Below are 21,456 nucleotides of genomic sequence, written 5' to 3'. Positions count from 1 at the left end.
ACGTCAAACAATGCTTGTGGAAAACCACCAAAATCGTGAATGGTTGGTGGATTTTGCATTGCTGTTACAAATGTTCCTTTAGTTTCCCAATGTGCTGAAATACAAAGAATCGCATTTGGTCTTATAATTTCTTGACCTAATTTTCTGAATGCCGAAACAAATTCGTTTTCTTCAATGGCATTCATAGGGCTGCCGTGACCTAAGAAAAGCACAGGCATTTTACCTGTGTTACTCATTGTTGAGGTCATTTTGTTTAAATCTTTTAATGTCATACTGTAAGGTATTAAGGGCAATAAAGCTATTGATTTTAAAAATTGCTTTCTATTCATTTGCTGCAAAAATTAGATTAGGCCGTTTTTTTACCCAACCGATAATCAATTGAATATTTTCCTGCTCCCGTAAAAATTAGCCCCACAGCGCCAAACAAGAATAAAGCGTTCAGTTCAATAGCCCAAGCACACATTGCCCAGTTTGTTGCTATGCCGGCGGGTTGGTGCAATGCAAAATCTATAGTGAGAATTTTATTGACCTCATCGTAATTTTTTAAAGTATAAGTGCGCACTTTAGGCTTTTTTCGGTTGGCCACAGGGAGGTGTAACTTTACATAGCAACCTGGTTTGAATACAATAGCCGAATTAGATTGCGAAATTTCAAAATCTATGCGCAGCATATTTTTTGTTAGTTGAGTTTTCTTAATTACACGACATGTATGTCCTGGAATAACCTTCATCTTCTATATTTATATTACAATATCAATAATACCTCCTTTCATCTGCAATATTTCGCCATTGGTAGCTGAAGAAATTGGACTGGCTATTTAACAAACCGTATTGACCACTTCTTCAGACCTATTATAGCGTTGCAATAATTATAGCGTTGCAATAGTGGACTAGGATCAATTAATAATCTATTCGTATTCTAATAACCAATTGTGTTGAATAAAGAATAAAACCGGCAATAGATTCTATGTTTCTATTGCCGTAATTTTAAAATTTAATTCAATCCAGTTTTAACCGCCTGTGATAAAGAAGTAGTGGGACGGTTAATTAAACGGGCGAGTTCGCCACTTTCATCATGCAAATCGTTTTTAGAAGCGCTATAATCTAAACTCGCAAACGCTTTGGCCATCCCTTCAGGTAATCCAATTTCCTGTAGCTTTTGTGCATATTCTGCTTCTGGAAGGTTCACAAATTCGATGTTTTTACCCGTTTGTTTGCTCACTTCGGCAGCCAAATCCTGCATGGTGAAGGTTTGATCACCAGCCAATTCATACGTTTTGCCTGTATGGTCATCGTTTATGATGGTTTCGGCTATAGCTTCGGCATAGTCTTCACGTGTTGCTGATGAAATTTTTCCATCTCCCGCACTACCAATTATAGCACCTTGCTCTACTGCTTGCTTTAATCCCGCAGTATAATTTTCGGTGTACCATCCATTACGTAAAATCGTGTGCGGAATGCCCGAGTCTTGCAGCATTTTTTCGGTAGCAAGGTGTTCTGGAGCTAATATCATTGACGACGTATCGGCGTGCAGCAAGCTGGTGTAGGCAATTTGCTTAACTTGAGCTTGTTTTGCCGCATTGATTACATTTTTATGTTGGGTTTCACGTTTACCTATCTCGCTTCCCGATATAAAAACCAAACGATCTATGTCCTCTAAAGCCTTTGGTAAAGCTTCTGGTTGTTCATAATCGAAAGCTTTGGCCTCTATACCTAAAGGTTTTGCCTTATCGGGATTTCGCACGAGTGCCACTAATTTGGCATCGGGATTCTTGTCTTTTAGCTTTTGTACTACTAATTGGCCCAGTTGGCCTGTAGCACCTGTTATTCCTATTTTCATGACTTATTGTTTTACAAATTGAACTTCTGCATTAATTTTTATCTCATTTCCAACCATTACACCTCCGGCTTCCAGGGCGGCATTCCAATTAAGGCCAAAGTCTTTTCGGTTCAGTTTACCATTTATGGAAAAACCTGCTTTCTCGTTTCCGTAAGGGTCTTTCATATAACCTCCAAACTCGGTATCTAGTGTGATTTCTTTTATAGTACCTTTAATTGTAAGGTCACCTACTAATTGGTATTCATCATCATCTACTTTTTTAATGGATTTGCTCACAAATGTAATTTCCGGATATTTTTCAACTTCAAAGAAGTCGGGGCTTTTTAGATGCGTGTCTCGATCATCATTGTTCGTTGATATAGAACTTGCATCAATGTTTGCCGAAATGGTTGCTTTTGTAAAATCTTCGCCATCTATGGTTCCTTGAAAGGTTTTAAATTCTCCTTTTACGTTAGAAATCATCAGGTGTTTTACTTTAAATGTAATTTCGCTGTGTGTTGGGTCTATTGCCCATTTTGTTGTTTCCATTTTCTTATATTTTTAATGTTATTGGATAATTTTTAAACGTATTACTGCTTGGCAAACTGTAAGTGCACCACTATGTTTACATCTTTGCCAATACCTGCTGCGGTAGGATCATAATTAATATTGTAGTCAAATCTGTTAATGGTGGTTTTGGCTTTCAATCCTAATTTTTCGCCCTGGTCACTTTTGGCAGTTCCGCCATAGTACACATCAAAAATCACGGGTTTGGTTACATCTTTTATGGTTAGGTCGCCATATAATAAATACTGATCAGGTTTTCCAGTAGCTAAGATTTTCGTGCTTTTAAAAGTCATTTCTGGATATTTTTCAACTTCAAAAAAATCAGCACTTCTCAAGTGGTTGTCCCTGTCTTCTACATTGGTATTGATACTTGTTACTTTAACAGTAAAATCAACATTTGCCCCTTCTAAAGCTTCCCCATTTGTAGTAAGGTTTCCGGTATATTCCATAAATTTCCCATTCACGATACTAATTCCGGAATGTGAAATATTGAAATTTAAGGACGAATGGTAAGGGTCTACCTTCCAGTTTGCTTGTGCGAATACGTTTACATTCAAAAATGTAATTGCTAATAAAATCAGTACTTTTTTCATAATCATATAAAATTTAATTGTTAATAATATTTGTTTACAAAGATAGTAGCACTTACGATGAAGCAAATTACACTTTTCGGTAAGAGGAGTGTAGATTTAGGAAATTAACCTATTTTTCATCTCTTCACGGAACTTACCTGGCGATTGACCTGCCTTTTTTTTAAAGACGTTAGAAAAATAAGAATTCTCATTGTAGCCCAATTCATAAGCTATTTCAGATATGGTTTTTTCTGTAGAGATCAATAGGTTTTTAGCTTCAATTAATTTTCGGGTTTCGATTATTTCTGAAACACTCTGTGCTAAAATATTTTGGCAGATGATGTTCAAATTCCTTGACGACATAAAAAGTTTTTCCGCATAGAATTCCACACCAAATGGTCTTCGGTAATTTTCTTCAAGAATCGTCAGGAAGTTTCCGAAGGATATATGTTGCGTTTTTTGAATAGGCTCGTCTTGTGGTTCTAACTTTTTTCGTTCGGCTTCTATCATCGTGAACAGGACACCCAATAGTTGCCTTATTATGGAAAGGTCTGTTGTGTCTTGTTGTGTTTCGGCATAAATCATCTCACAAAGGGTAACCAGTCTCTGAAAACAATGTCCTTTTTCAAGTTCTAAATTTGCTTGAGTGTGATAAAACGAATAGAGTTGAAATGTGGTTTCTGGAATAAATTCGCTTTTAAAACGAATTGCCCAAATATCGCATTTGCCATTATGTAGCTTTGGAACTACTCTGTGTACTTTTCCTTTGGTTACGAAATTCACAAAAGGAGATTGGATTTTGGTAGTGTTAAAATCAATGAAATGCTCCAATTCACCTTCAATGCCAATTAATAACTCTTCAAACTCGTGATTGTGGGGTTCGTCAGGTTGTCCAGAAATCTTTTTTGCTTCTTCTTCGTCAACTCTGAATATGTGGAATAGTTTGTTCATCTGATAAGTTGTTCGTTTTGTATTATACTGAAATAGGTTGACCATTTTTGATTCAATTTTCAACAGTTTAAATGGTCAATAGTTCTAAATTTTGTTTGTTCCTTTTGTAGGAATGATAGTCTACATTTCTATTCAAATGAACAAAGTTAGGGGTGTTCAATTTGAGACTAAAATGAGGTCTTTTGTTGTTGTAAATCTCAACAGCCCTTTTGACCATCTTCTTCGCTAAGTTAGTATTTTTTATAGTTCGTTTTAAATCGTATTCATATTTAAGCGTTCTGTTGATTCTCTCAGCCACGGCGTTCTCATACGGATCGTATTTCTCGGTCATGCTCATTTGTATTCCGTTTTCCTCAGCAAAGCTGGTGTATTGGGGATTGCAATACTGAATTCCACGATCTGAATGATGAATGAGTTTCTGATTCTTGTATTTCCTGTTTTTAATGGCCATTTTAAGCGCATCGATGCAAAGTGATGTCTTCATATGGCTTGCCAATTTATAACCCATAATTTGCTTAGAATAGGCGTCTGTGACTAATGCCAAGTAACTGTGTCCGTTCTGCGTTTTAATATAGGTAATATCGCTTACCCAAAGTTGTTCCGGCCTGGTGGGAACTTTGTCTTTTACGAGGTTTTTGTATTTAAAGAACCGGTGTTTTGAATCGGTTGTGATATGGAACCGCTTTAATTTAGGAACGAGCAGGTTATTCATTCGCATTACTCGATAGAATTTATCCCTTCCTATTTTAATACCGAGTCTGTCCATATCAGCCTTTAATTCCTGATACAGTTTAATTCCACCGGTACGCAGTCCATACTGACTCCGATACTCTTTGATGAGTCGAATAATTAGCTGTTGCTCTGTTTGCCTGTTCTGATGAGATTTTAAGCGCTTATAAAAAGCTTGTTTGGAAACCCCAAAACATTGGATCAACCATTTTCTTTTAAACGGTTTTGCTTCTTTTTTTCGATCTCGTCTGCTAATGTTTTGGGCAATGACTTTTTTGACATATCAACTCCGGTAATGAGTTCCATGTCAGCAATAATGTCTTGTTGGAAGTCTTTTACAAACTCTAATTCCTCTATTTTTTCTTTGAGTTTCTTGATCTCATCTTTCTTGCTCATCCCTTGTTTCTTTTGTTCTAAAGTACTGTATTTTTTCAACCAGTAATAGATGGAAGCTCTGGAAACCTGATATTTATCGGAAGCATGATTGATAGAGATTTGTGCATTTTGGATCTGATCAATAATAACTAGCTTAAGATCATACCCTACTTTTTTGTAGGAAGTTTTTCGACAGTGTTCATTTTGTTCTTTCATTAGGTATAGTGCTAAAAGGTTTAATTTTTAGTCAACCTATTTCAGGAAAGTACATTTTTTTAGGTTGCAGCTAACGGTCTTGTATATGAAAAGTAGCAGATTTGTATGTGCCATTTTTCAGTTGAAAACAAAGATAGCAGAAAAGAACCAAACTTTTAGTTTAGCTCTTAACTGCTATTTTTTATATACGTTGTTACCCACTGGCTTTATTCCGTTCTGCTTTTCAATTCCGATATTTTCTTAAATGTTCGGATTGAGCGTTGGCAAGACATACTCTTTTGCAATTTTTGATGGCGTGGTGGCTTTGAGCGAATTGCAAATGTGTATGGCTTTTAGTAGGGATTAACTTGCACAACAACTCAATTTAGAAACATCCTTACCAAAAGTAATGGCTGCCAGTTTAACAGCTTCTCCCAAAGTCAAGTATGGATAAAAACTTTCAGCCAAATCTTTTACTGTAATTCCAAATTTAATAGCCATACTTAATTGTTGGATGAGTTCACCACCTTCTGGTGCTATTACTCTTGCTCCAATTAATTTATCCGTTTCCGTATTACGAATCAACTTTATAAATCCTCTGGTATCTTGTGCAGCTAAAGCTCTTGGTACATGTGTTAGATCTAATTTTGATACTTCAAAAGGAATGCCTCTTGATTCAGCTTCAATTTCATCCATACCTGCTCCCGCAATTTGAGGGTCTGTAAATACTACCCATGGTAATGATGCATAATCTACACTTTGTTTTGATAATGAAAATGCATTATTAACGGCTGTACTGCCTTCGGTTGCTGCTGTATACACAAATGGCGGTGTATTAGTGACATCACCAGCTGCATAAATATTGGAAATATTAGTTTCCATTTTTTCATTAACCACAATATGCCCTCTTTCTGATAATTTTAGGTCTATTTTTTTTAGACCTAATTTAGACGTGTTTGGCGTGGTTCCTGTAGCAACAACAATATGTCCTTTTTCAACAATTTGTGTTGTAGAACCATCAGGACAGTTACAATGAATAATAGTATCGTTGCCCTCTTTTTCAAATTTAAAAGCTCTAAAATTTGGAAGAATTTCAATCCCTTCACTTTTCATTTGTTCAACTAAAACATCAGTAATGTCTTCGGTTTGACTTCGTAAAGGCCTATCGGTAAATTCTATGATACGTACTTTTACTCCTAAACGATTATATGCCATTGCCATTTCCAACCCTATGTAACCTGCGCCCATAATGGTTAGGCTTTCTGGTTTTTCTTCTAAATCGAACAAAGACACATTAGTTAAATACCCAACTTCATTTAATCCTTCGATATTAGGTATGTTGGTGGTTGCTCCCGTGGCTATTATAATATTGGTTGCAGTGAACTTGTCTTTTCCATCTACAAGAATGGTTTTAGTATCCACAAACTCTGCCCATCCCTTGAGCATGGTCAAGCCTTTAAAATCACTGACCACATCCATATATTTTTGTTGTTGTAATGCAGCAACTAAAGCTTTTTTATCCTTGATAACTTGTGCGAAATCAATGTCAACGCCTTTTGGTTTTATTCCTGCAAAATTAGAATGTGTAGCGTGGTAAGCTGTTTCGGCAGCTCGAATTAGATTTTTAGAAGGTACACAACCTACATTAACACAAGTGCCACCAAAATCTAAACCACCATTAACCATTAGTGTTGTGAGTCCTAAACTTTCGGCCTTTATGGCTGCGGAAAATGCCGCAGAACCACCACCAATAACAATTAAATCGAATTGATTTTTTCCTTTGTTGGACGCTTTATCTGTCGTGCTATCCGAAATTGAATCACAACAATCCTCTTTTTCATTGCCTTTAACAACCGTATACTTACCAATGCTATTTACAGCGTTAATCAATTCCTCTTTATTCAACTTGGCAGTATCAAAAGTAAATTCTCCTTTACCAGTTTCGTGGTTCACAGAACTGATTAGAATACCATCTTTTTTATTGATATCCTTTTCGATATGTAATGAACAGCCACTACAGGTCATTCCTTCTATCTGTAATGAAACAGTTTCTGTTTTTTGAGATAACTCGTTTTTCTTTTTAAATAAATTCTTCATATTAAAAATGATTTGTTTTTATGTGGTGCTTAATAAATATAGGTGATTATTTTTAACAACATTTTAAGCCAATTTTATTCGATTCAAATAAATCTTCCATGGTTAATATCTTGCCATTTACATTGCTGTCAAGCCATTGTTTTGCGGTTTGTTCGCTTGCAAAAAAAAAGACGTGATTGCAAAAGGAACCTCTGATATTGCAAGAGTCCATTTTTTCAATCAAAGAGAGAAATATTGGATATGGATTAGATGATATCAAATGATCGCATTCAATATTCAACTCAATTATAGAATTGTCAATTGGGTCTTGAGATATAATTTGGGACGAAACATCCAGCCATTCGGTAAACAATATAGCGTCTAATGCACACCAAGTATAAAGTGTTTTGCCTTGCACTATAAACTTGTGGTTGGTAGGTGTAATCGACAAACCAGAAAAGGCTGTAATTTGGTTATTTTCATTTAGCTCTCCTAATAATTCCAACAGTGAATCAGCTTTCTCTTTAGTTGCATCGATAAGTGCATAAAATGTTGTTTTTGGCAGTGGATTGCCTTTAAGTAATTCCCTTTGGACATTCACGATAAAATTATTATCATCAAGTTGAATTTCAGATAACATGGTGTTTAATTGTTTGCCCAAATATTGCTTTGCTGTTTTCATTTTGTATATAATTTAGATTATGTTTATTTCATTTTCCGCACGAAGAAAATGCTGATCATTTTAACAAGTCGTACCTTGTCTGTTCTTTAAACTTAATGCCTTCAAATCGAAATTTGTTTTTATGTGGTGCTTAATAAATATAGGTGATTATTTTTAACAACATTTTAAGCCAATTTTATTCGATTCAAATAAATCTTCCATGGTTAATATCTTGCCATTTACATTGCTGTCAAGCCATTGTTTTGCGGTTTGTTCGCTTGCAAAAAAAAAGACGTGATTGCAAAAGGAACCTCTGATATTGCAAGAGTCCATTTTTTCAATCAAAGAGAGAAATATTGGATATGGATTAGATGATATCAAATGATCGCATTCAATATTCAACTCAATTATAGAATTGTCAATTGGGTCTTGAGATATAATTTGGGACGAAACATCCAGCCATTCGGTAAACAATATAGCGTCTAATGCACACCAAGTATAAAGTGTTTTGCCTTGCACTATAAACTTGTGGTTGGTAGGTGTAATCGACAAACCAGAAAAGGCTGTAATTTGGTTATTTTCATTTAGCTCTCCTAATAATTCCAACAGTGAATCAGCTTTCTCTTTAGTTGCATCGATAAGTGCATAAAATGTTGTTTTTGGCAGTGGATTGCCTTTAAGTAATTCCCTTTGGACATTCACGATAAAATTATTATCATCAAGTTGAATTTCAGATAACATGGTGTTTAATTGTTTGCCCAAATATTGCTTTGCTGTTTTCATTTTGTATATAATTTAGATTATGTTTATTTCATTTTCCGCACGAAGAAAATGCTGATCATTTTAACAAGTCGTACCTTGTCTGTTCTTTAAACTTAATGCCTTCAAATCGAAATAAGTAATACCAATATCACCGATGTCTTCTAAATTGAAAATGTCGTTGACCAATTCCGTATGGTTATCAAGATGAGTGCCTATAAGTGGAAATTGATTGCTAAAATTTTCCGTGAAAAGTATGTACTCATTTGAGCTAATTTTGTTTTTAAGAAGCCGATGTGCTATTATTAAATCTTTACCAAAGAGTTTACAATAGTCTTTTACCATTACAGAGCCAAGTTGTCCAAAATGAAGCACAAATTTTAGTGAAAGGTTATATAGATTTTGGCAAGACTCACACATACATTTCGATCGTTTAAATTCATCTATTCTTTGATGAAATTTGTCGAACATCAATTGACATTGACTAATTATTTCCGCTGCGGAAAATGGAAAATCATAACTGTAAAATAATATAGCATCACCTTCAATTTCAGAAATTTTAAATTTCAGGGAATTGTTTTCCAATAAGGATTCCAACAGCAATGCAATTTTATCTTGGCTATGTTCTATATTACACGAAGCAACATACTTTGTGAATCCGCTGATGTCCGGAATAAGAATTAGAGACTGTTTACTTGTGTGACAAACTTCCATTTTGGCGAAATGTTTTAATTTATTTAAAAGTTAAATGACTATACCGATATAGTTTAATTAAAAGACTGGCTACATAAGCTTCAATTCTTAACCATCGTTTATTTGCCTCTATTCAAATTAATTTTTAGCAGTATTATTGTTTAAAAATGGCAATTCGGCTTTGTTAGAAGCCAAGTCGAAATTTTTTGTAACGTAAAACGATGCAGAAGCCGTATTTCCCAGTTGTGTTCCGTTATAATATCTATAAACTGGGATGTCTACAAGCAACGAAAAATTCCATTTATTTGTAGAGTAATTTAACTGTGGTGACAGGAAAACCAAATGACCTCCTGTGGCATCGAGCTTTGTGTCTTCAAAAGCATCTTTTCCTCTAAATTCGTGTCTTATCTGGGCAATTCCCGTATAATTGGATTGTTCCAAATTATAAGAGAAAAAGAATGCTGAAATCAATGCGGGTCCAAATTTATAATCTTTATAATCTTTGTAATTAATCTCTATTCTATTAATTAAGAATAATTGAATGCCATTAATAGGATAGCCTTTGTATAAAAAAGATTGACCAATAATTCCCATTGCATGTGATGATGTTTGAACATCCCTTGGCAATACTACATTGTTTTCTCTTGCATAATCTAAAATAAAAGGGAACTTAACACCTGATGAAACAGTCCACTCAAAAGGATTGTTTAAATTTGCTAAAACATTATACTTTGCAGAAATTATACCATTGCTAATACCTTGGTTTTTGATGTTTACATCAGATTCGAAATCATATATTTGAGATTTATCTAAATAATACCCAAATTCTGTTTCCACTGTGAGCTTATTAAATAAGCCATAAGACAAAATAGTTCCAACGTATTGATAGCTTGCTCTTTTTACAAGATTAAATATAGACTTATCGCTACCAGACCAATACCCAGCAGATTCACTATAACTAAAAAAAGAAGTGAAACGAAAATTATTCTTTTCAAGTATCCCAATATTTGTGCTCCCTCCAACTGGTATTCCTGCAGAACAACATTGAGCATTGACACTTTGGTACATAAACAATAAACTTATAAGTATAAAAATTAATTTCTTCATTTAATTAACTGTAATAGTCACTAAAAACTAACTTCAATAGTCACTGATTTGTGCTTCCAAGTATTCAGATTATCTCTAATAGAACATGTTATGGTATTACTCCCTTCACAACAAAATGCAGCTGTATAAGTTATTTGCTCACCGCTACCAACAATATCACCAAGGCTGGCAGACCAATAATACTCAAGTCCTTCTCCTGTAGCAGTTGCTGTAATAAGTGTACTCTCCCCAGTAGGTAAGGTTGTTTCATCTGCTATTAAGCTTGTATATTCAATTGTTGAGTTTGGGTTATCATCCCCGTTATCATTTCCATTTTCATCAATAGCTTGTTCTTGAATCTGTTCGTCATCATAAATTGTACAACCAACAGTGAAAGCTGATACTAACGTTATGACTACGAATAAGATTATTAATTTTTTCATGATTTTTAGATTTAGATTAACATTATCTATTATCATTTTTGGTTTCAAAACCTATTTTCTTTTTAAATTTTATAACTAATTTTTCTTTAGGTTTAAGAAACTCTTCAATAATTTTCTTACAATCACTAATAGGCTGTCCAATTAGTTTATCTATCAGTTCCTGTGGCGGATTTTGCAATTCGCAATCGCCAATCTCTATGCAACAATCCAAGTGGTCCGGATTGAAAACTTCCTTCTTTGACTGTTTCATTAGAACAATTATTTAATTAAATACTTAAATACAGTTTGAAAAAAATTGAGGTATTATACCCCAACTTTTTTTGCGACTTTAGTTTCCCTAGCTTTTTGGCTCCATCAAACTTGCCTTATAAGGTGTTTTATTAATGGCTTCAATAATGGCTTCTACTGTAGTTAACTTTGGATTGAAAGTCACAACCGCTCTATCCTCTTTATACTCGACCAACGGTTCTATAACTCCCTCTACTTTTTCTAAAGCCTTCATTACATGGTTTGAACAAGACATACAAGTCATGCCTGTAACTTTTAAAGTAACTGTTTTAGTTTCTTGCATATTGATATTGGCTTTCTCTACCTTTTTGTCATTTTTCGGCAAACAACACGATTGTGCTTGTGCATTAAATGAAAATAATAAAAGGAATAATCCTGATATAACTAATAATTTTTTCATAAGATTTATTTTTATTTATTAATAACTTTATAACCCGTTGAATTTATAGCTTTTTCTATATCTTCTTTAGATGTTTTTGTATTGTCAAACTCCACTTCGGCATTAGCTTTCTCATAAGAAGCAGCTACATTAACAATACCTTCTAATTCGTTAACAGCGTGCTTAACGTGTTCTTCACAAGAAGCGCAAGTCATACCTTTTACATCAAAATTTACAGTTTGAATGTCTGATTGATTTACGACAATAACCTCTTTTTTGTTATCTGGATAAAATATATGAGAATAATAAGGAAAGCTAATTGAAATAGCTGCAAACAATGTAATGCCTATTAAAAAGCCTTTGGTTTGATACCATTTTGGTTTTGCATCAACTTCGCAACAGTCATCGGCTTTTTTGGGTTTTAAGTAAGCATACCAAGCATAGCCAATAGCTATTACAGCTAAACCTATTAAATAGGGTCTAAAAGGTTCCATCCAAGATAGTGCAGATGCACTTCCTCCAACGCCAGCTATTAATGCTATAACAGGTGGTATGCAACAAGATGATGCTGCTACAGCAGCAAATAAACCTGTGTATGCTGCATTTTTTGATGTTTTTTCTGTTTTCATTTCTTTATAAATTATGCTGTTTTTCTAATTAATTCGATAGATTTAAAAATGCTAATAAATATCTCTGTTTCATCTTTATTTAATGAATAATAAAGTGTTTGACCATCTCGTCTTGAATTGATTATTCCTGCATCTTTGATTTTACGTATATGTTGTGAGATCGCAGGAACACTCATTTTTAGTATATCAGCTAAATCACAAGGACATAGTTCATTTTCTAAATTCAATAAATAAAGAATTCTCAATCTTACATCGCTTCCTGCAATTGATAAAAGTTTTGTCATTTTTTGAAAACTCCCTTCCATATTATCCAATGCCTCCATACAGTTTTGTAACTGCTTATGGTTGGCTTCCGCTCTTGTACAGGTTATTTCTAATTTCATTTGTGTATATATTTTTATTAAAGTTATTTGCTTTGTTGTACAAACATATAATTAATTATGTATTTAAGCAAATACTTAAATACATAATTACGAATTTTGGGAAAGTTTTAGCTCTTTTGGTTTTTAGAGCGTTGGATTTATGTGTTGGGAAAAACCGAAAGTGCTAAAATATGCGGCTGGTTTTCAGCTTGTGGGTAACTAGTTATATCCATAACAATATACTTATTTATTCCAGAATTTTCCGGGATAAGCGCAAGTTTTCATCATTTTTAGAAGGAGTAATTAATAAGACTGTGGAAATGTTCATTTTTTTCTTTATTAAATAATTGCCCTTAAAGAATTAATAAAAATGATTAATTTAATAGACTTTAAAGAAATATAATAAAACTTTATATGGGTTCAATCTAATTTTAACTCAAGAGCAGTACTATCTAGCATTCAATAAGGGACAATTTTCATTTTTAGTTTAAAATCACATAGCAGATATACACTTTAAATAAGATTTTTGTAGAGACCAAATAGGATGTAAAAAGGAATTAAGTTTAATTAAAATAAGTTTTATTTCAGGTGAGTAATTGATCAATAGCAATCTGACTTAAAATTTTAATTACAACAAAATTACATTTCAACTTTATGTTTTTTGATATCAAATTCAAAATTAAATAACTCCTTAGGCTCTATTTCTAATAAACTTGCCATTTTTAATATGGTTTCTATTGTGGGATTACCTTTTCCTTTTTCATATTTATTATAGTTGCTGGGATCAAAGGAAGAATTAGTTCCAACTTTATTTAAAGTATTAAATTTTTTTGCTCTAAGTTTATTTAAATTTTCTGAAAATTCTTTCATATATAATTCCAAAACCTCTTTGCTATCCATCGTAAATATTGATTTAGCAGTTAATATGGTAATTAAGTGTGAAATTTTTACGGTGATATATCACCATAAAGAATTATTTTATTATATTTACCTGATATTATTATATTTGCGAAACTTCTTAAAGTAAAAAATTAGAAGCATTCGCTTTGAATCTCGCCGTCAAAAACTGGTAATTTATGCAACGAGATGATAAGCAAGGATGCTCACGACCCGGGCGTGGGCTCTCTTATCGTTGCACGGTATACCAGTACCTTGATGGCATAAGTTGAGCTTTAACGCCCTTTTTATTTTTTAAAACAGGCATATATTTCTCCTCTTATTTTCAAAGCAATTTCCTTCAAATTCTTATAAAGTCTCGCAGTCCCAAATCCTAATTACTGGAATTTGTGACAAAAATCATGTCTAATACAAACTCGTTGCGGGACGGGTAAAAATCAAATAAAACTCTCGTGAAACGGCTTGCTCAGTTATTCTTATAGAATAATTAGAAAAGCTGCAATTGTTTCAAACCTGTTGCGGGTACAGGTGATAATCCCGTGGGAGCTGTATAACCCTATTTCCATACAGCGTGGGTGGGTGGGAATATATTACTCCTTTGAAACCAAAGGAATTGAATTAGCCTAGTAATAGGTATTAAGCTCAAAAGCCTTCCCCTTAGATTGGACTCGGTTGGGGAAGGCCAAAGCTTGAATAAAACAATGTTTCATTTAACACATTACAATATTATGAAAAATACTTACTCGCACCTTAAATGGGTGGCGCTAATTATTCTTAGTGGGATACTTATTTTCCTATCTAAGTCTGCTATGGCAGCAACCACTACTGCCCTACCCTTGCAACAGCAAAAGATTTCGGGAGTAGTAACAGATCCAAATGGGATTCCAATTCTCGGTGTTACTGTTACAATTAAGAATACTTTACAAGGTACGGTTACAAATTTAGATGGTGAATATAAGATAAGTGCTCCTGGCAATGCCATTTTGGTCTTTTCTTTTGTAGGGTTCAAAAAAGTAGAAATCCCTCTAGAGGAAAACACTGTAATTAATATTCAATTAGAAGAAGATATTGCCGCACTTGGGGAGGTACAAATAAATGCAGGATATTATAATACTACTCGAAGAGAAAGCACTGGAAATATTTCTAGAGTAACAGCAGAAGAGATAGAATTACAGCCCGTAGTGAGTCCTTTACAAGCTCTACAAGGTAGAATGGCGGGTGTTGAGATAACATCAGGCGGAGCCAACCCTGGAGCGGCTTCCACGATCCGAATAAGAGGTATTAACAGCCTTAGAGCGGAAGGAAATTATCCATTATATATTATTGATGGAGTCCCTATAAGTGCAGAGCCTGTAGAAACCAACTCACTTTTGAGCAATTCAGGGCTTGACCCTTTAAATAACCTAAATCCTTCAAACATTAAAAGTATTGAAGTCTTAAAAGATGCAGATGCAACGGCTATTTACGGCTCCAGAGGAGCTAATGGAGTGGTTCTTATTACTACTAAAATTGGTGCGCAAAAAGGAACCGGTCTGGACATACGCACTTATACCGGAATATCTTCAGTACCGAAAAAATTGGATCTACTTCGAACGTCAGAATATCTGACAATTAGAAAAAGTGCCTTTGAAAATGACGCTGTGGAACCTACCCAAAGAAATGCATATGATCTTGTGCTTTGGGACCAGAAAAGATATACAGATTGGCAGGAATATGCATTTGGAGGAAATGCTGAAGTTACGAATGCTAATTTGACTTTTAGTGGAGGGAATGACAAAACGTCTTTCAGATTGGGTGGTTCATGGTTTTCACAAGGAACTGTCTATCCCGGAGATTATCAATACCAAAAAATCACAGGAAATATGAGTCTGAATCATTTTTCTGAAGATGGGAAGTTCAAAATTACAGCTTCTCTAAATTATGGTATAGATAGGAATGAGATTACTGGAGATCTTAAACTCAGTTCTCTAAATCTGCTTCCACCCAATGCCCCAGCTTTACTTAATCCCAACGGAACACTAAACTGGTCAGAATGGGCAGAAGCAGGACTTGTAAACCCCTTAGAAGGATATTTCAATAGTAATGATATCGGCACCAATAACCTGATTACAAGTACAAGTATTTCTTACGAGATGTTACCGGGGTTCGAAATAAAATCAGGTTTTGGATACACTCGTTATGATAGCAATGAATTGTGGAAGATGCCGGCGAGATCTTATAATCCAGGTGGAAAACCAGTAAATAGGTCTGCCCATTTAAGCTCTGTAAGAAAAGCATGGATCATAGAGCCACAGTTATCCTACAATACCAATTTTGGCAAAATGGAAGTAAATTCCATACTTGGTGCCACTCTTCAGGAAAATAACAGTTCACGTCAAAGTTTACAAGGAAGCAATTATGCCTCTGAGGCACTCATTGGCAACCTTGCTGCAGCGCAGGATATTCTTAATGCCAAAAGCTCAAACATCCAATATAAATATGCAGCGGTATTTGCCCGTATTGGGATGAACTGGGACAAAAAATATTATCTCAACTTAACAGGAAGAAGGGATGGGTCGAGCAGATTTGGTCCCAATAACCGGTTCGCGAATTTCGGTGCCATTGGAACTGCCTGGATCTTCTCAGAGGAAGACTTCTTTAAAAACGTATTTTCCTTTATATCTTTTGGTAAGTTGAGAGCGAGTTATGGAAGTACGGGTAATGACCAAATAGGAGATTATGGATACCTCGATGCTTATGAAGCAACTAGAGGTCCAGGAGGCTTATACCCTACCTCACTTGCAAATCCAGATTATTCTTGGGAGGTCAATAAGAAAATGGAAGTGGGTCTTGACGTTGCTTTTTGGAAAAATAGGATGAATGTTGGTTTAAGCTGGTATCGTAACCGTTCTTCGAATCAGCTAGTAGGATATACACTTCCAGCAATTACAGGTTTCGAGTCTGTGCAGGCTAATTTACCTGCTACTGTAGAAAATAGGGGATTAGAGTTAGAGTTAAATAGTGTCAATTTTAACAATAAAAACTTTAGATGGCAGACTTCTTTCAATATAAGTCTTCCTGAAAATGAACTCCTGAGTTATCCCGGTATTGAGCAGTCTTCCTATGCCAATACTTACCGTGTGGGAGAACCACTCAACATTTCATTAAATTATGATTACACCGGAATAGATTCAGAAACCGGCTACTATTCTTTCACTGATGTGAATGGAGATGACAAGCTAGACTTTCAAGACAGAACTATTGTCGAAGATCGTACACGAGAGTTCTTTGGAGGTTTGAACAATAATTTTACTTATCGAGGCTTCTCTTTACAATTTTTGTGGGAGTTCGTAAAGCAAAATGGAAAGTTGATCTACTACAATGCAGGGAGAATACAAAACATACTCTCTAACTATTCTCGGGATGACTTCCAAACTCCAACCCAGTCTTATCAAGGTAATTTAGCATTTTCTAATGCTATTAATAGTTCTCGTTTTATTGAAGACGGATCATTTTTTCGTTTAAAAACTCTATCAGTAAGCTATGATATTCCAGAGAAAGCTCTTAAGGGCTTAGGGATACAGAGGTTTAATTTGTTTTTACACGGACAAAACCTCTGGACAATAACATCGTATGGTGGAATGGATCCCGAAAATTCTTTCAACGGCAATTTTATTGGCAATCTGCGAACCATTACAGCAGGAGCTCAAATCAACTTTTAAAAAAAATAGCAATGAAAATTAATAGATTAATTATTCGAACTTTCATTCTCATTCTTCTTAGCTTACACTTTTCCTGTGATGATCAGGTATCTATTGATGCTCCTACAGATAAATTAGTAAGATCTGAAGTTTTCAGCAATGATCAAACCGCAATAAGTGCCATGAATGGCATTTATAATGAACTATATCAGGCAGATTTCTCAAGTGGTTCCAGATCCAGCGTCACGGTATTGGCTGGGTTATCATCAGATAACGTTCGGTATTTCAATTCTGTGAATCTCAATATGATGGAATTCCAGGATCACGAAATTGCCCCAACTAATCCTGGTAACCTGGACCTTTGGTCAAGTGCTTATAACATTATTTATTTGTGCAATTCTTTTATCGAGGGCCTGACAAATTCTACTTCCATTGATGTAGAGTTACAACAACAATTGGAAGGAGAGGCAAGATTTGTAAGAGCTTTTACCTATTTCTACTTAGTTAATTTATATGATAAAGTTCCACTCGTTCTAAAAACAAATTACAACATTAATGCTCTGAAACCACAGGTAGAAAAAGAAGAGATTTATACTCAAATTGAAAATGATCTTCAGTTCTCATCTGAGGTATTAAATACATCTTATCGGAATTCTGAAAAGACCAGCGTAAATAAATACGTTGCCAAGGCCTTTCTAGCAAGAGTTTATTTGTTTCTGGAAGATTGGCAAAATGCAGAAAGATTGAGTACCGAAGTCTTACAAGAGACAGCTTCCTACGAAATTCTGGAAAACCTTGACGATGTTTTCCTTGCTAATAGTCGTGAAGCCATATGGCAAATCTCACCGATTGGAGGTGGTGGTATTGCTTCCAATACGAATGATGGTAGTATGTTCGTTATCGATCCATTTTTTTCTTTCTTTTCTACGCTAAAACTTGATGAATCTCTAGTTGCAGAATTCAATGAGAATGATCTTCGTCGGGAAAAATGGATTGGATATAATGCATCTTTAAAGGCATATTTCAGCCATAAATATAAAATCAGTGCTAGTTCCCAATTTCCTATCCAGGAATATTCAATGGTCTTAAGATTAGCAGAGCAATACCTGATTCGCGCTGAAGCCAGATTAAAAATGGATAAAACTCAGGAGGCAGTCGAGGATCTGGATGTGATTCGTAAGCGAGCAAATTTACCCTTAGTAGCAGAAATTAATCCCACCATTTCTGGTGAGGCATTACTGAAAGAAATTTATATCCAACGCCGTGAGGAATTATTTACAGAATGGGGTCATCGTTGGTTTGATCTAAAAAGAAGTGGCTATATAGATACTATTTTTAATAATAGTCCTACCTGGGAAATAACCGATGGCTTTTATCCTATTCCGAGCGAAGAAATTTCAAAAAATCCAAATCTAATTCAGAATGATGGTTATTAATCGACAATTAATTTACACAACAAGCTTTATTTTAAGTACATTTTTTTCCTACGGACAAGTCTCACAGACAAAACTTTCAGATAGGCCTATTACACTAGATAGTACCGTGAGATTTGGTAAACTTGATAATGGTTTTACTTATTACCTAAAGAATAATGATGATCCACAAGGAGAAGTAATTATGAAAATGATTGTTAAAGCAGGAAGATTTCATGAAGATGAAGATCAATCCGAGTATGCTCATCTTTTAGAGCATGTGGCTGTTCGGGATGTAGAGAAATATAGCGATCTGATAACGATGCTTACTCTTCAAGGAATTGATCACAGAGCTCACACCAGCAGACTTTCTACTAGCTACTATTTGTTTATTCCAAATAGTAGTAAGGAGAAGCTCCAACTTGGATTAAACGTTCTGGAACAATGGGCTGGAGGTATTAGAATTGACTCTTCACACCTTGATATGCATCAAGGAAGCATACTTGGTGAATTACGGCCGACTGATGCTTATAGCAATTGGCTATACAATAAAGAAGGAGATATTATTCTTCGAAATACCTCATTTCCTTCTAAAGATATAAATGAAAGTATTGAGGCTGTAAAAAATATTAATATTAAACGATTAAAGGATTTTTATCATGATTGGTATAGACCAGATTTACAAGCTGCTATAGTGGTTGGATCTTTTAATCTTGACAGTCTTGAAAATATCATTCAAAATAAGTTTTCCAAATTAACTAAACCATCAGAAATTAGGAATCCATCTCAGGCTATTAAAAAGTTTGAATATCAATTAACCGGGGAAAACCAATATGAATCTATTAATGATACCTTGAACACTAATTGGCGACTTGATATTTTTTCCAAAAGAACCAATTATGAATTCAGATTTAGGTCGGTAAAAGACATTTACTTTGGTATTCTTCAAAATTTATATGAATCTATCATAACAAAAAGAAAAACAGAATATGAAAGGCAATATGAACCTTCATTTTCAAGATACTCGACTAGATATTATACTAATGGATTGGCTAGTAGCCAAATAAGCATTGGACTTATGAGTGTTGAATTAGATCAAAAATCTGCTTCTATAGAAGATAAAATCTTTGAAGCTGTTAAAGCAGATGTGATTATGCACTCCAATTTCACACAGCAAGATTTGCAGGAAGCAAAAGACAGATTAAAATCAACGATGGTAATTTCTTCCCCAAGTTCAAAAGAACTTTCAAGGGAATATGAGAATCATTTTGTGTATCAGAATGCAGCGCCATCTGATAGTGTGCGGAAAAAATTAGCTAACCTTGTCGAGAAAATCTCTCTTTCGGAATTACAAAAATTTGCAAATGAAAGAAGAAATTTGCTAGAAAATACTGATTTCATCTTTATTAATGTACCAAAAATCTACATTCCGAAAGATTATAAAATTGAAAAGGTTATTAAAAAGGCATATGATATTCCCATTGCAAAATATCGTTCTCCATCAAAGAAAATTTATTCGATTAAAAGCGTAGTAGATAAAAATATTATCCCTAAAATGAATATAGTTAAGAATTCTGTCAATGTAACTACAGTCACATTCGGAAATAATATTAAAGTTCTGTTGAAGCCTACAAAACCTCAATCTCTAAATTTTAAAAATCGAATAGAAGTTTTAGGTTTCCAACCCATACGTTTTAACGGGAATTCGGAACTTTATAATAAAAATCTATTAGCTCACAATTACTCCTCAATTGCTGGCACAGATTGGCATACTCATTTTCAAATTGAAGAATTCCTGAGAGATCATAATATGCAGATGAACTTCGGAACAGATCAGGAAAATTTTCTTATTGAAGGGAATTTTGAGAGAAAGAATATACATAATTTCTTTAATCTTTTTATTCAATACATTAAGTCACCTAATAATGATGTTCACGCTTTTAAATACTGGAAGAAAACAATGAAGGAACGTTTTAGCCCTTACCAAATAAAAGGGGGAACTGGCTTTTTTAAAGACAAGATCGAAAAAATATGGAATCCAAAACACCTATCTTTTGATGAAAAAACCATAAATGAATTGAGTCAAAAAGATATGTTACATACCTTTAAGCAACATTTTTCAAACTTTGATGAATATACATTCATTGTCACAGGTGATTTTCAGTCCTTGGAACTTATAGAAGAAATTGCACCTTATTTATCAGGCTTACCTGTTTCAGGAGGTCGTGAAGGAGAAAAAATTAAAAAATGGAGTAAAAGACTAGAGAGACGAAGTGATACTTTACGCTACAAGGGTATTGACCAATCATTTTCTGAAATATACTTTCCGGTTAAGATAGACCCAACAATTAAAAATCAGATTATTTTAGATCTTGTTAATAATGCTTTTCATGAAAGACTTGTTAAGGTTTTACGATTAGATTGTTATGCTCCCGGTGCAGGCGGGCAGTGGATCAAATTAAATGATAGTTTATACACCTTCCAGATAAACTTCAGTAGTACACTAGGAAACGAAGGCAGTATGTTTGCCAATTCGATGAAGGAAATCGAAAAACTCAAAACAATTGGTGTGGATGATGATTGGTTGGCATCTCATATTAAGTATGCATCTATAAGATTTAGTTCTCGAATAAATTCATTCGGTTACTTTAATTTTTGGCCACAATTTTTAAAGAGTCGATTGGAAGATAGAAGCGATTATGAGGAATATATTTTAGAATATCCCGGAATAATAGAAAATTTTATTAGCCTAAAAGATGTCAATGATGCCATCGATAATTATATTGTAAAAGACAATTTACAGAACTTTCTGGTGCTACCCGAGTAAATTACATGATGAAATCATTCAGGTTAATAATGAAATAGCCTACTGAAACTAATCAGT

The 21,456-nt window shown here is 34.3% G+C and carries 21 protein-coding genes and 1 pseudogene; 3 read left to right on the top strand and 19 right to left on the bottom strand.

Annotated features, from left to right (window positions below; all coding sequences use genetic code 11):
* The 19 genes and pseudogenes from P163_RS03720 to P163_RS03630 all read right to left on the bottom strand — a co-directional run.
* Positions 1–329, bottom strand: a pseudogene (locus P163_RS03720) (dioxygenase); the annotation flags it as partial.
* Between the two features lie 17 nt (positions 330–346).
* Positions 347–730 (bottom strand): siderophore-interacting protein, encoded by a 384-nt coding sequence (locus P163_RS03715; RefSeq protein WP_034887672.1) that lies wholly within the window; start codon positions 728–730, stop codon positions 347–349.
* 263 nt (positions 731–993) lie between these two features.
* On the bottom strand, positions 994–1,839 hold the full coding sequence (locus P163_RS03710) for an SDR family oxidoreductase (RefSeq protein WP_034887670.1): 846 nt from the start codon (positions 1,837–1,839) through the stop codon (positions 994–996).
* Between the two features lie 3 nt (positions 1,840–1,842).
* Positions 1,843–2,367, bottom strand: coding sequence for a YceI family protein (locus P163_RS03705; RefSeq protein ID WP_034887668.1), 525 nt, complete (start codon positions 2,365–2,367; stop codon positions 1,843–1,845).
* A 41-nt stretch (positions 2,368–2,408) separates the two neighbouring features.
* Entirely contained in the window at positions 2,409–2,978 is a 570-nt protein-coding gene (locus tag P163_RS03700) for a YceI family protein (protein WP_034887811.1), read from the bottom strand.
* Between the two features lie 96 nt (positions 2,979–3,074).
* Entirely contained in the window at positions 3,075–3,908 is an 834-nt protein-coding gene (locus P163_RS03695; protein ID WP_034887809.1) for a helix-turn-helix domain-containing protein, read from the bottom strand.
* A gap of 67 nt (positions 3,909–3,975) precedes the next feature.
* Positions 3,976–4,842 carry an IS3 family transposase gene (locus P163_RS03690; RefSeq protein ID WP_081891282.1) on the bottom strand — a complete coding sequence of 289 codons (867 nt, stop codon included), beginning with the start codon at positions 4,840–4,842 and terminating at the stop codon, positions 3,976–3,978.
* Entirely contained in the window at positions 4,839–5,228 is a 390-nt protein-coding gene (locus tag P163_RS03685) for an IS630 transposase-related protein (protein ID WP_034886817.1), read from the bottom strand. Before P163_RS03685 ends, P163_RS03690 begins: the two co-directional genes overlap by 4 nt.
* Positions 5,229–5,570: 342 nt before the next feature.
* The gene (gene merA / locus P163_RS03680) at positions 5,571–7,304 is read right to left on the bottom strand and encodes a mercury(II) reductase (protein ID WP_051931091.1); all 1,734 of its coding nucleotides are present in this window, start codon (positions 7,302–7,304) and stop codon (positions 5,571–5,573) included.
* A 52-nt stretch (positions 7,305–7,356) separates the two neighbouring features.
* Positions 7,357–7,965 (bottom strand): organomercurial lyase, encoded by a 609-nt coding sequence (gene merB / locus P163_RS03675; RefSeq protein WP_026775753.1) that lies wholly within the window; start codon positions 7,963–7,965, stop codon positions 7,357–7,359.
* A gap of 153 nt (positions 7,966–8,118) precedes the next feature.
* Entirely contained in the window at positions 8,119–8,727 is a 609-nt protein-coding gene (gene merB, locus P163_RS03670; RefSeq protein ID WP_026775753.1) for an organomercurial lyase, read from the bottom strand.
* Positions 8,728–8,787: 60 nt separating this feature from the next.
* Complete coding sequence (locus tag P163_RS03665; RefSeq protein ID WP_051931089.1) at positions 8,788–9,417, bottom strand: DUF2652 domain-containing protein; 630 nt, start codon at positions 9,415–9,417, stop codon at positions 8,788–8,790.
* Between the two features lie 117 nt (positions 9,418–9,534).
* Entirely contained in the window at positions 9,535–10,503 is a 969-nt protein-coding gene (locus P163_RS03660; RefSeq protein ID WP_034887665.1) for a hypothetical protein, read from the bottom strand.
* A 20-nt stretch (positions 10,504–10,523) separates the two neighbouring features.
* Positions 10,524–10,925, bottom strand: a complete 402-nt coding sequence (locus tag P163_RS03655) for a hypothetical protein (RefSeq protein WP_156100643.1) — start codon at positions 10,923–10,925, stop codon at positions 10,524–10,526.
* 22 nt (positions 10,926–10,947) lie between these two features.
* Positions 10,948–11,175, bottom strand: coding sequence for a hypothetical protein (locus tag P163_RS03650; RefSeq protein WP_028375391.1), 228 nt, complete (start codon positions 11,173–11,175; stop codon positions 10,948–10,950).
* A gap of 87 nt (positions 11,176–11,262) precedes the next feature.
* Positions 11,263–11,613, bottom strand: coding sequence for a heavy-metal-associated domain-containing protein (locus tag P163_RS03645; RefSeq protein ID WP_009780796.1), 351 nt, complete (start codon positions 11,611–11,613; stop codon positions 11,263–11,265).
* Positions 11,614–11,624: 11 nt separating this feature from the next.
* Positions 11,625–12,221: a mercuric transport protein MerTP gene (merTP, locus tag P163_RS03640; RefSeq protein ID WP_009780795.1), complete on the bottom strand. Its 597-nt coding sequence runs from the start codon at positions 12,219–12,221 to the stop codon at positions 11,625–11,627.
* Positions 12,222–12,232: 11 nt separating this feature from the next.
* Complete coding sequence (locus P163_RS03635; protein ID WP_009780794.1) at positions 12,233–12,604, bottom strand: ArsR/SmtB family transcription factor; 372 nt, start codon at positions 12,602–12,604, stop codon at positions 12,233–12,235.
* Positions 12,605–13,222: 618 nt separating this feature from the next.
* On the bottom strand, positions 13,223–13,483 hold the full coding sequence (locus P163_RS03630) for a helix-turn-helix domain-containing protein (RefSeq protein WP_034887659.1): 261 nt from the start codon (positions 13,481–13,483) through the stop codon (positions 13,223–13,225).
* Between the two features lie 725 nt (positions 13,484–14,208).
* On the opposite strand from P163_RS03630, the gene P163_RS03625 reads away from it, so the two are divergent.
* From P163_RS03625 to P163_RS03615, 3 genes are read left to right on the top strand one after another with little or no spacing between them, the layout of a single operon-like run.
* Complete coding sequence (locus P163_RS03625; protein ID WP_034887658.1) at positions 14,209–17,181, top strand: SusC/RagA family TonB-linked outer membrane protein; 2,973 nt, start codon at positions 14,209–14,211, stop codon at positions 17,179–17,181.
* Between the two features lie 11 nt (positions 17,182–17,192).
* Positions 17,193–18,596, top strand: coding sequence for a RagB/SusD family nutrient uptake outer membrane protein (locus P163_RS03620; protein WP_034887656.1), 1,404 nt, complete (start codon positions 17,193–17,195; stop codon positions 18,594–18,596).
* Positions 18,583–21,399, top strand: a complete 2,817-nt coding sequence (locus P163_RS03615) for a M16 family metallopeptidase (protein ID WP_034887655.1) — start codon at positions 18,583–18,585, stop codon at positions 21,397–21,399. The genes P163_RS03620 and P163_RS03615 overlap by 14 nt, the downstream gene beginning before the upstream one ends.
* Positions 21,400–21,456: the final 57 nt, after the last annotated feature.

The organism is Gillisia sp. Hel_I_29 (genome assembly GCF_000744275.1).
GTDB lineage: Bacteria > Bacteroidota > Bacteroidia > Flavobacteriales > Flavobacteriaceae > Gillisia.
Note: the sequence above shows the minus strand (reverse complement) of the source record. Positions and strands in the feature narration are given on the sequence as shown.

Bases quoted from the DNA above. Each gene is read 5' to 3' on its own strand.
- P163_RS03715 (WP_034887672.1), bottom strand. From the start codon at position 730: ATGAAGGTTATTCCAGGACATACATGTCGTGTAATTAAGAAAACTCAA.
- P163_RS03710 (WP_034887670.1), bottom strand. From the start codon at position 1,839: ATGAAAATAGGAATAACAGGTGCTACAGGCCAACTGGGCCAATTAGTA.
- P163_RS03705 (WP_034887668.1), bottom strand. From the start codon at position 2,367: ATGGAAACAACAAAATGGGCAATAGACCCAACACACAGCGAAATTACA.
- P163_RS03700 (WP_034887811.1), bottom strand. From the start codon at position 2,978: ATGAAAAAAGTACTGATTTTATTAGCAATTACATTTTTGAATGTAAAC.
- P163_RS03695 (WP_034887809.1), bottom strand. From the start codon at position 3,908: ATGAACAAACTATTCCACATATTCAGAGTTGACGAAGAAGAAGCAAAA.
- P163_RS03685 (WP_034886817.1), bottom strand. From the start codon at position 5,228: ATGAAAGAACAAAATGAACACTGTCGAAAAACTTCCTACAAAAAAGTA.
- merA (WP_051931091.1), bottom strand. From the start codon at position 7,304: ATGAAGAATTTATTTAAAAAGAAAAACGAGTTATCTCAAAAAACAGAA.
- merB (WP_026775753.1), bottom strand. From the start codon at position 7,965: ATGAAAACAGCAAAGCAATATTTGGGCAAACAATTAAACACCATGTTA.
- merB (WP_026775753.1), bottom strand. From the start codon at position 8,727: ATGAAAACAGCAAAGCAATATTTGGGCAAACAATTAAACACCATGTTA.
- P163_RS03665 (WP_051931089.1), bottom strand. From the start codon at position 9,417: ATGGAAGTTTGTCACACAAGTAAACAGTCTCTAATTCTTATTCCGGAC.
- P163_RS03660 (WP_034887665.1), bottom strand. From the start codon at position 10,503: ATGAAGAAATTAATTTTTATACTTATAAGTTTATTGTTTATGTACCAA.
- P163_RS03655 (WP_156100643.1), bottom strand. From the start codon at position 10,925: ATGAAAAAATTAATAATCTTATTCGTAGTCATAACGTTAGTATCAGCT.
- P163_RS03650 (WP_028375391.1), bottom strand. From the start codon at position 11,175: ATGAAACAGTCAAAGAAGGAAGTTTTCAATCCGGACCACTTGGATTGT.
- P163_RS03645 (WP_009780796.1), bottom strand. From the start codon at position 11,613: ATGAAAAAATTATTAGTTATATCAGGATTATTCCTTTTATTATTTTCA.
- merTP (WP_009780795.1), bottom strand. From the start codon at position 12,221: ATGAAAACAGAAAAAACATCAAAAAATGCAGCATACACAGGTTTATTT.
- P163_RS03635 (WP_009780794.1), bottom strand. From the start codon at position 12,604: ATGAAATTAGAAATAACCTGTACAAGAGCGGAAGCCAACCATAAGCAG.
- P163_RS03630 (WP_034887659.1), bottom strand. From the start codon at position 13,483: ATGGATAGCAAAGAGGTTTTGGAATTATATATGAAAGAATTTTCAGAA.
- P163_RS03625 (WP_034887658.1), top strand. From the start codon at position 14,209: ATGAAAAATACTTACTCGCACCTTAAATGGGTGGCGCTAATTATTCTT.
- P163_RS03620 (WP_034887656.1), top strand. From the start codon at position 17,193: ATGAAAATTAATAGATTAATTATTCGAACTTTCATTCTCATTCTTCTT.
- P163_RS03615 (WP_034887655.1), top strand. From the start codon at position 18,583: ATGATGGTTATTAATCGACAATTAATTTACACAACAAGCTTTATTTTA.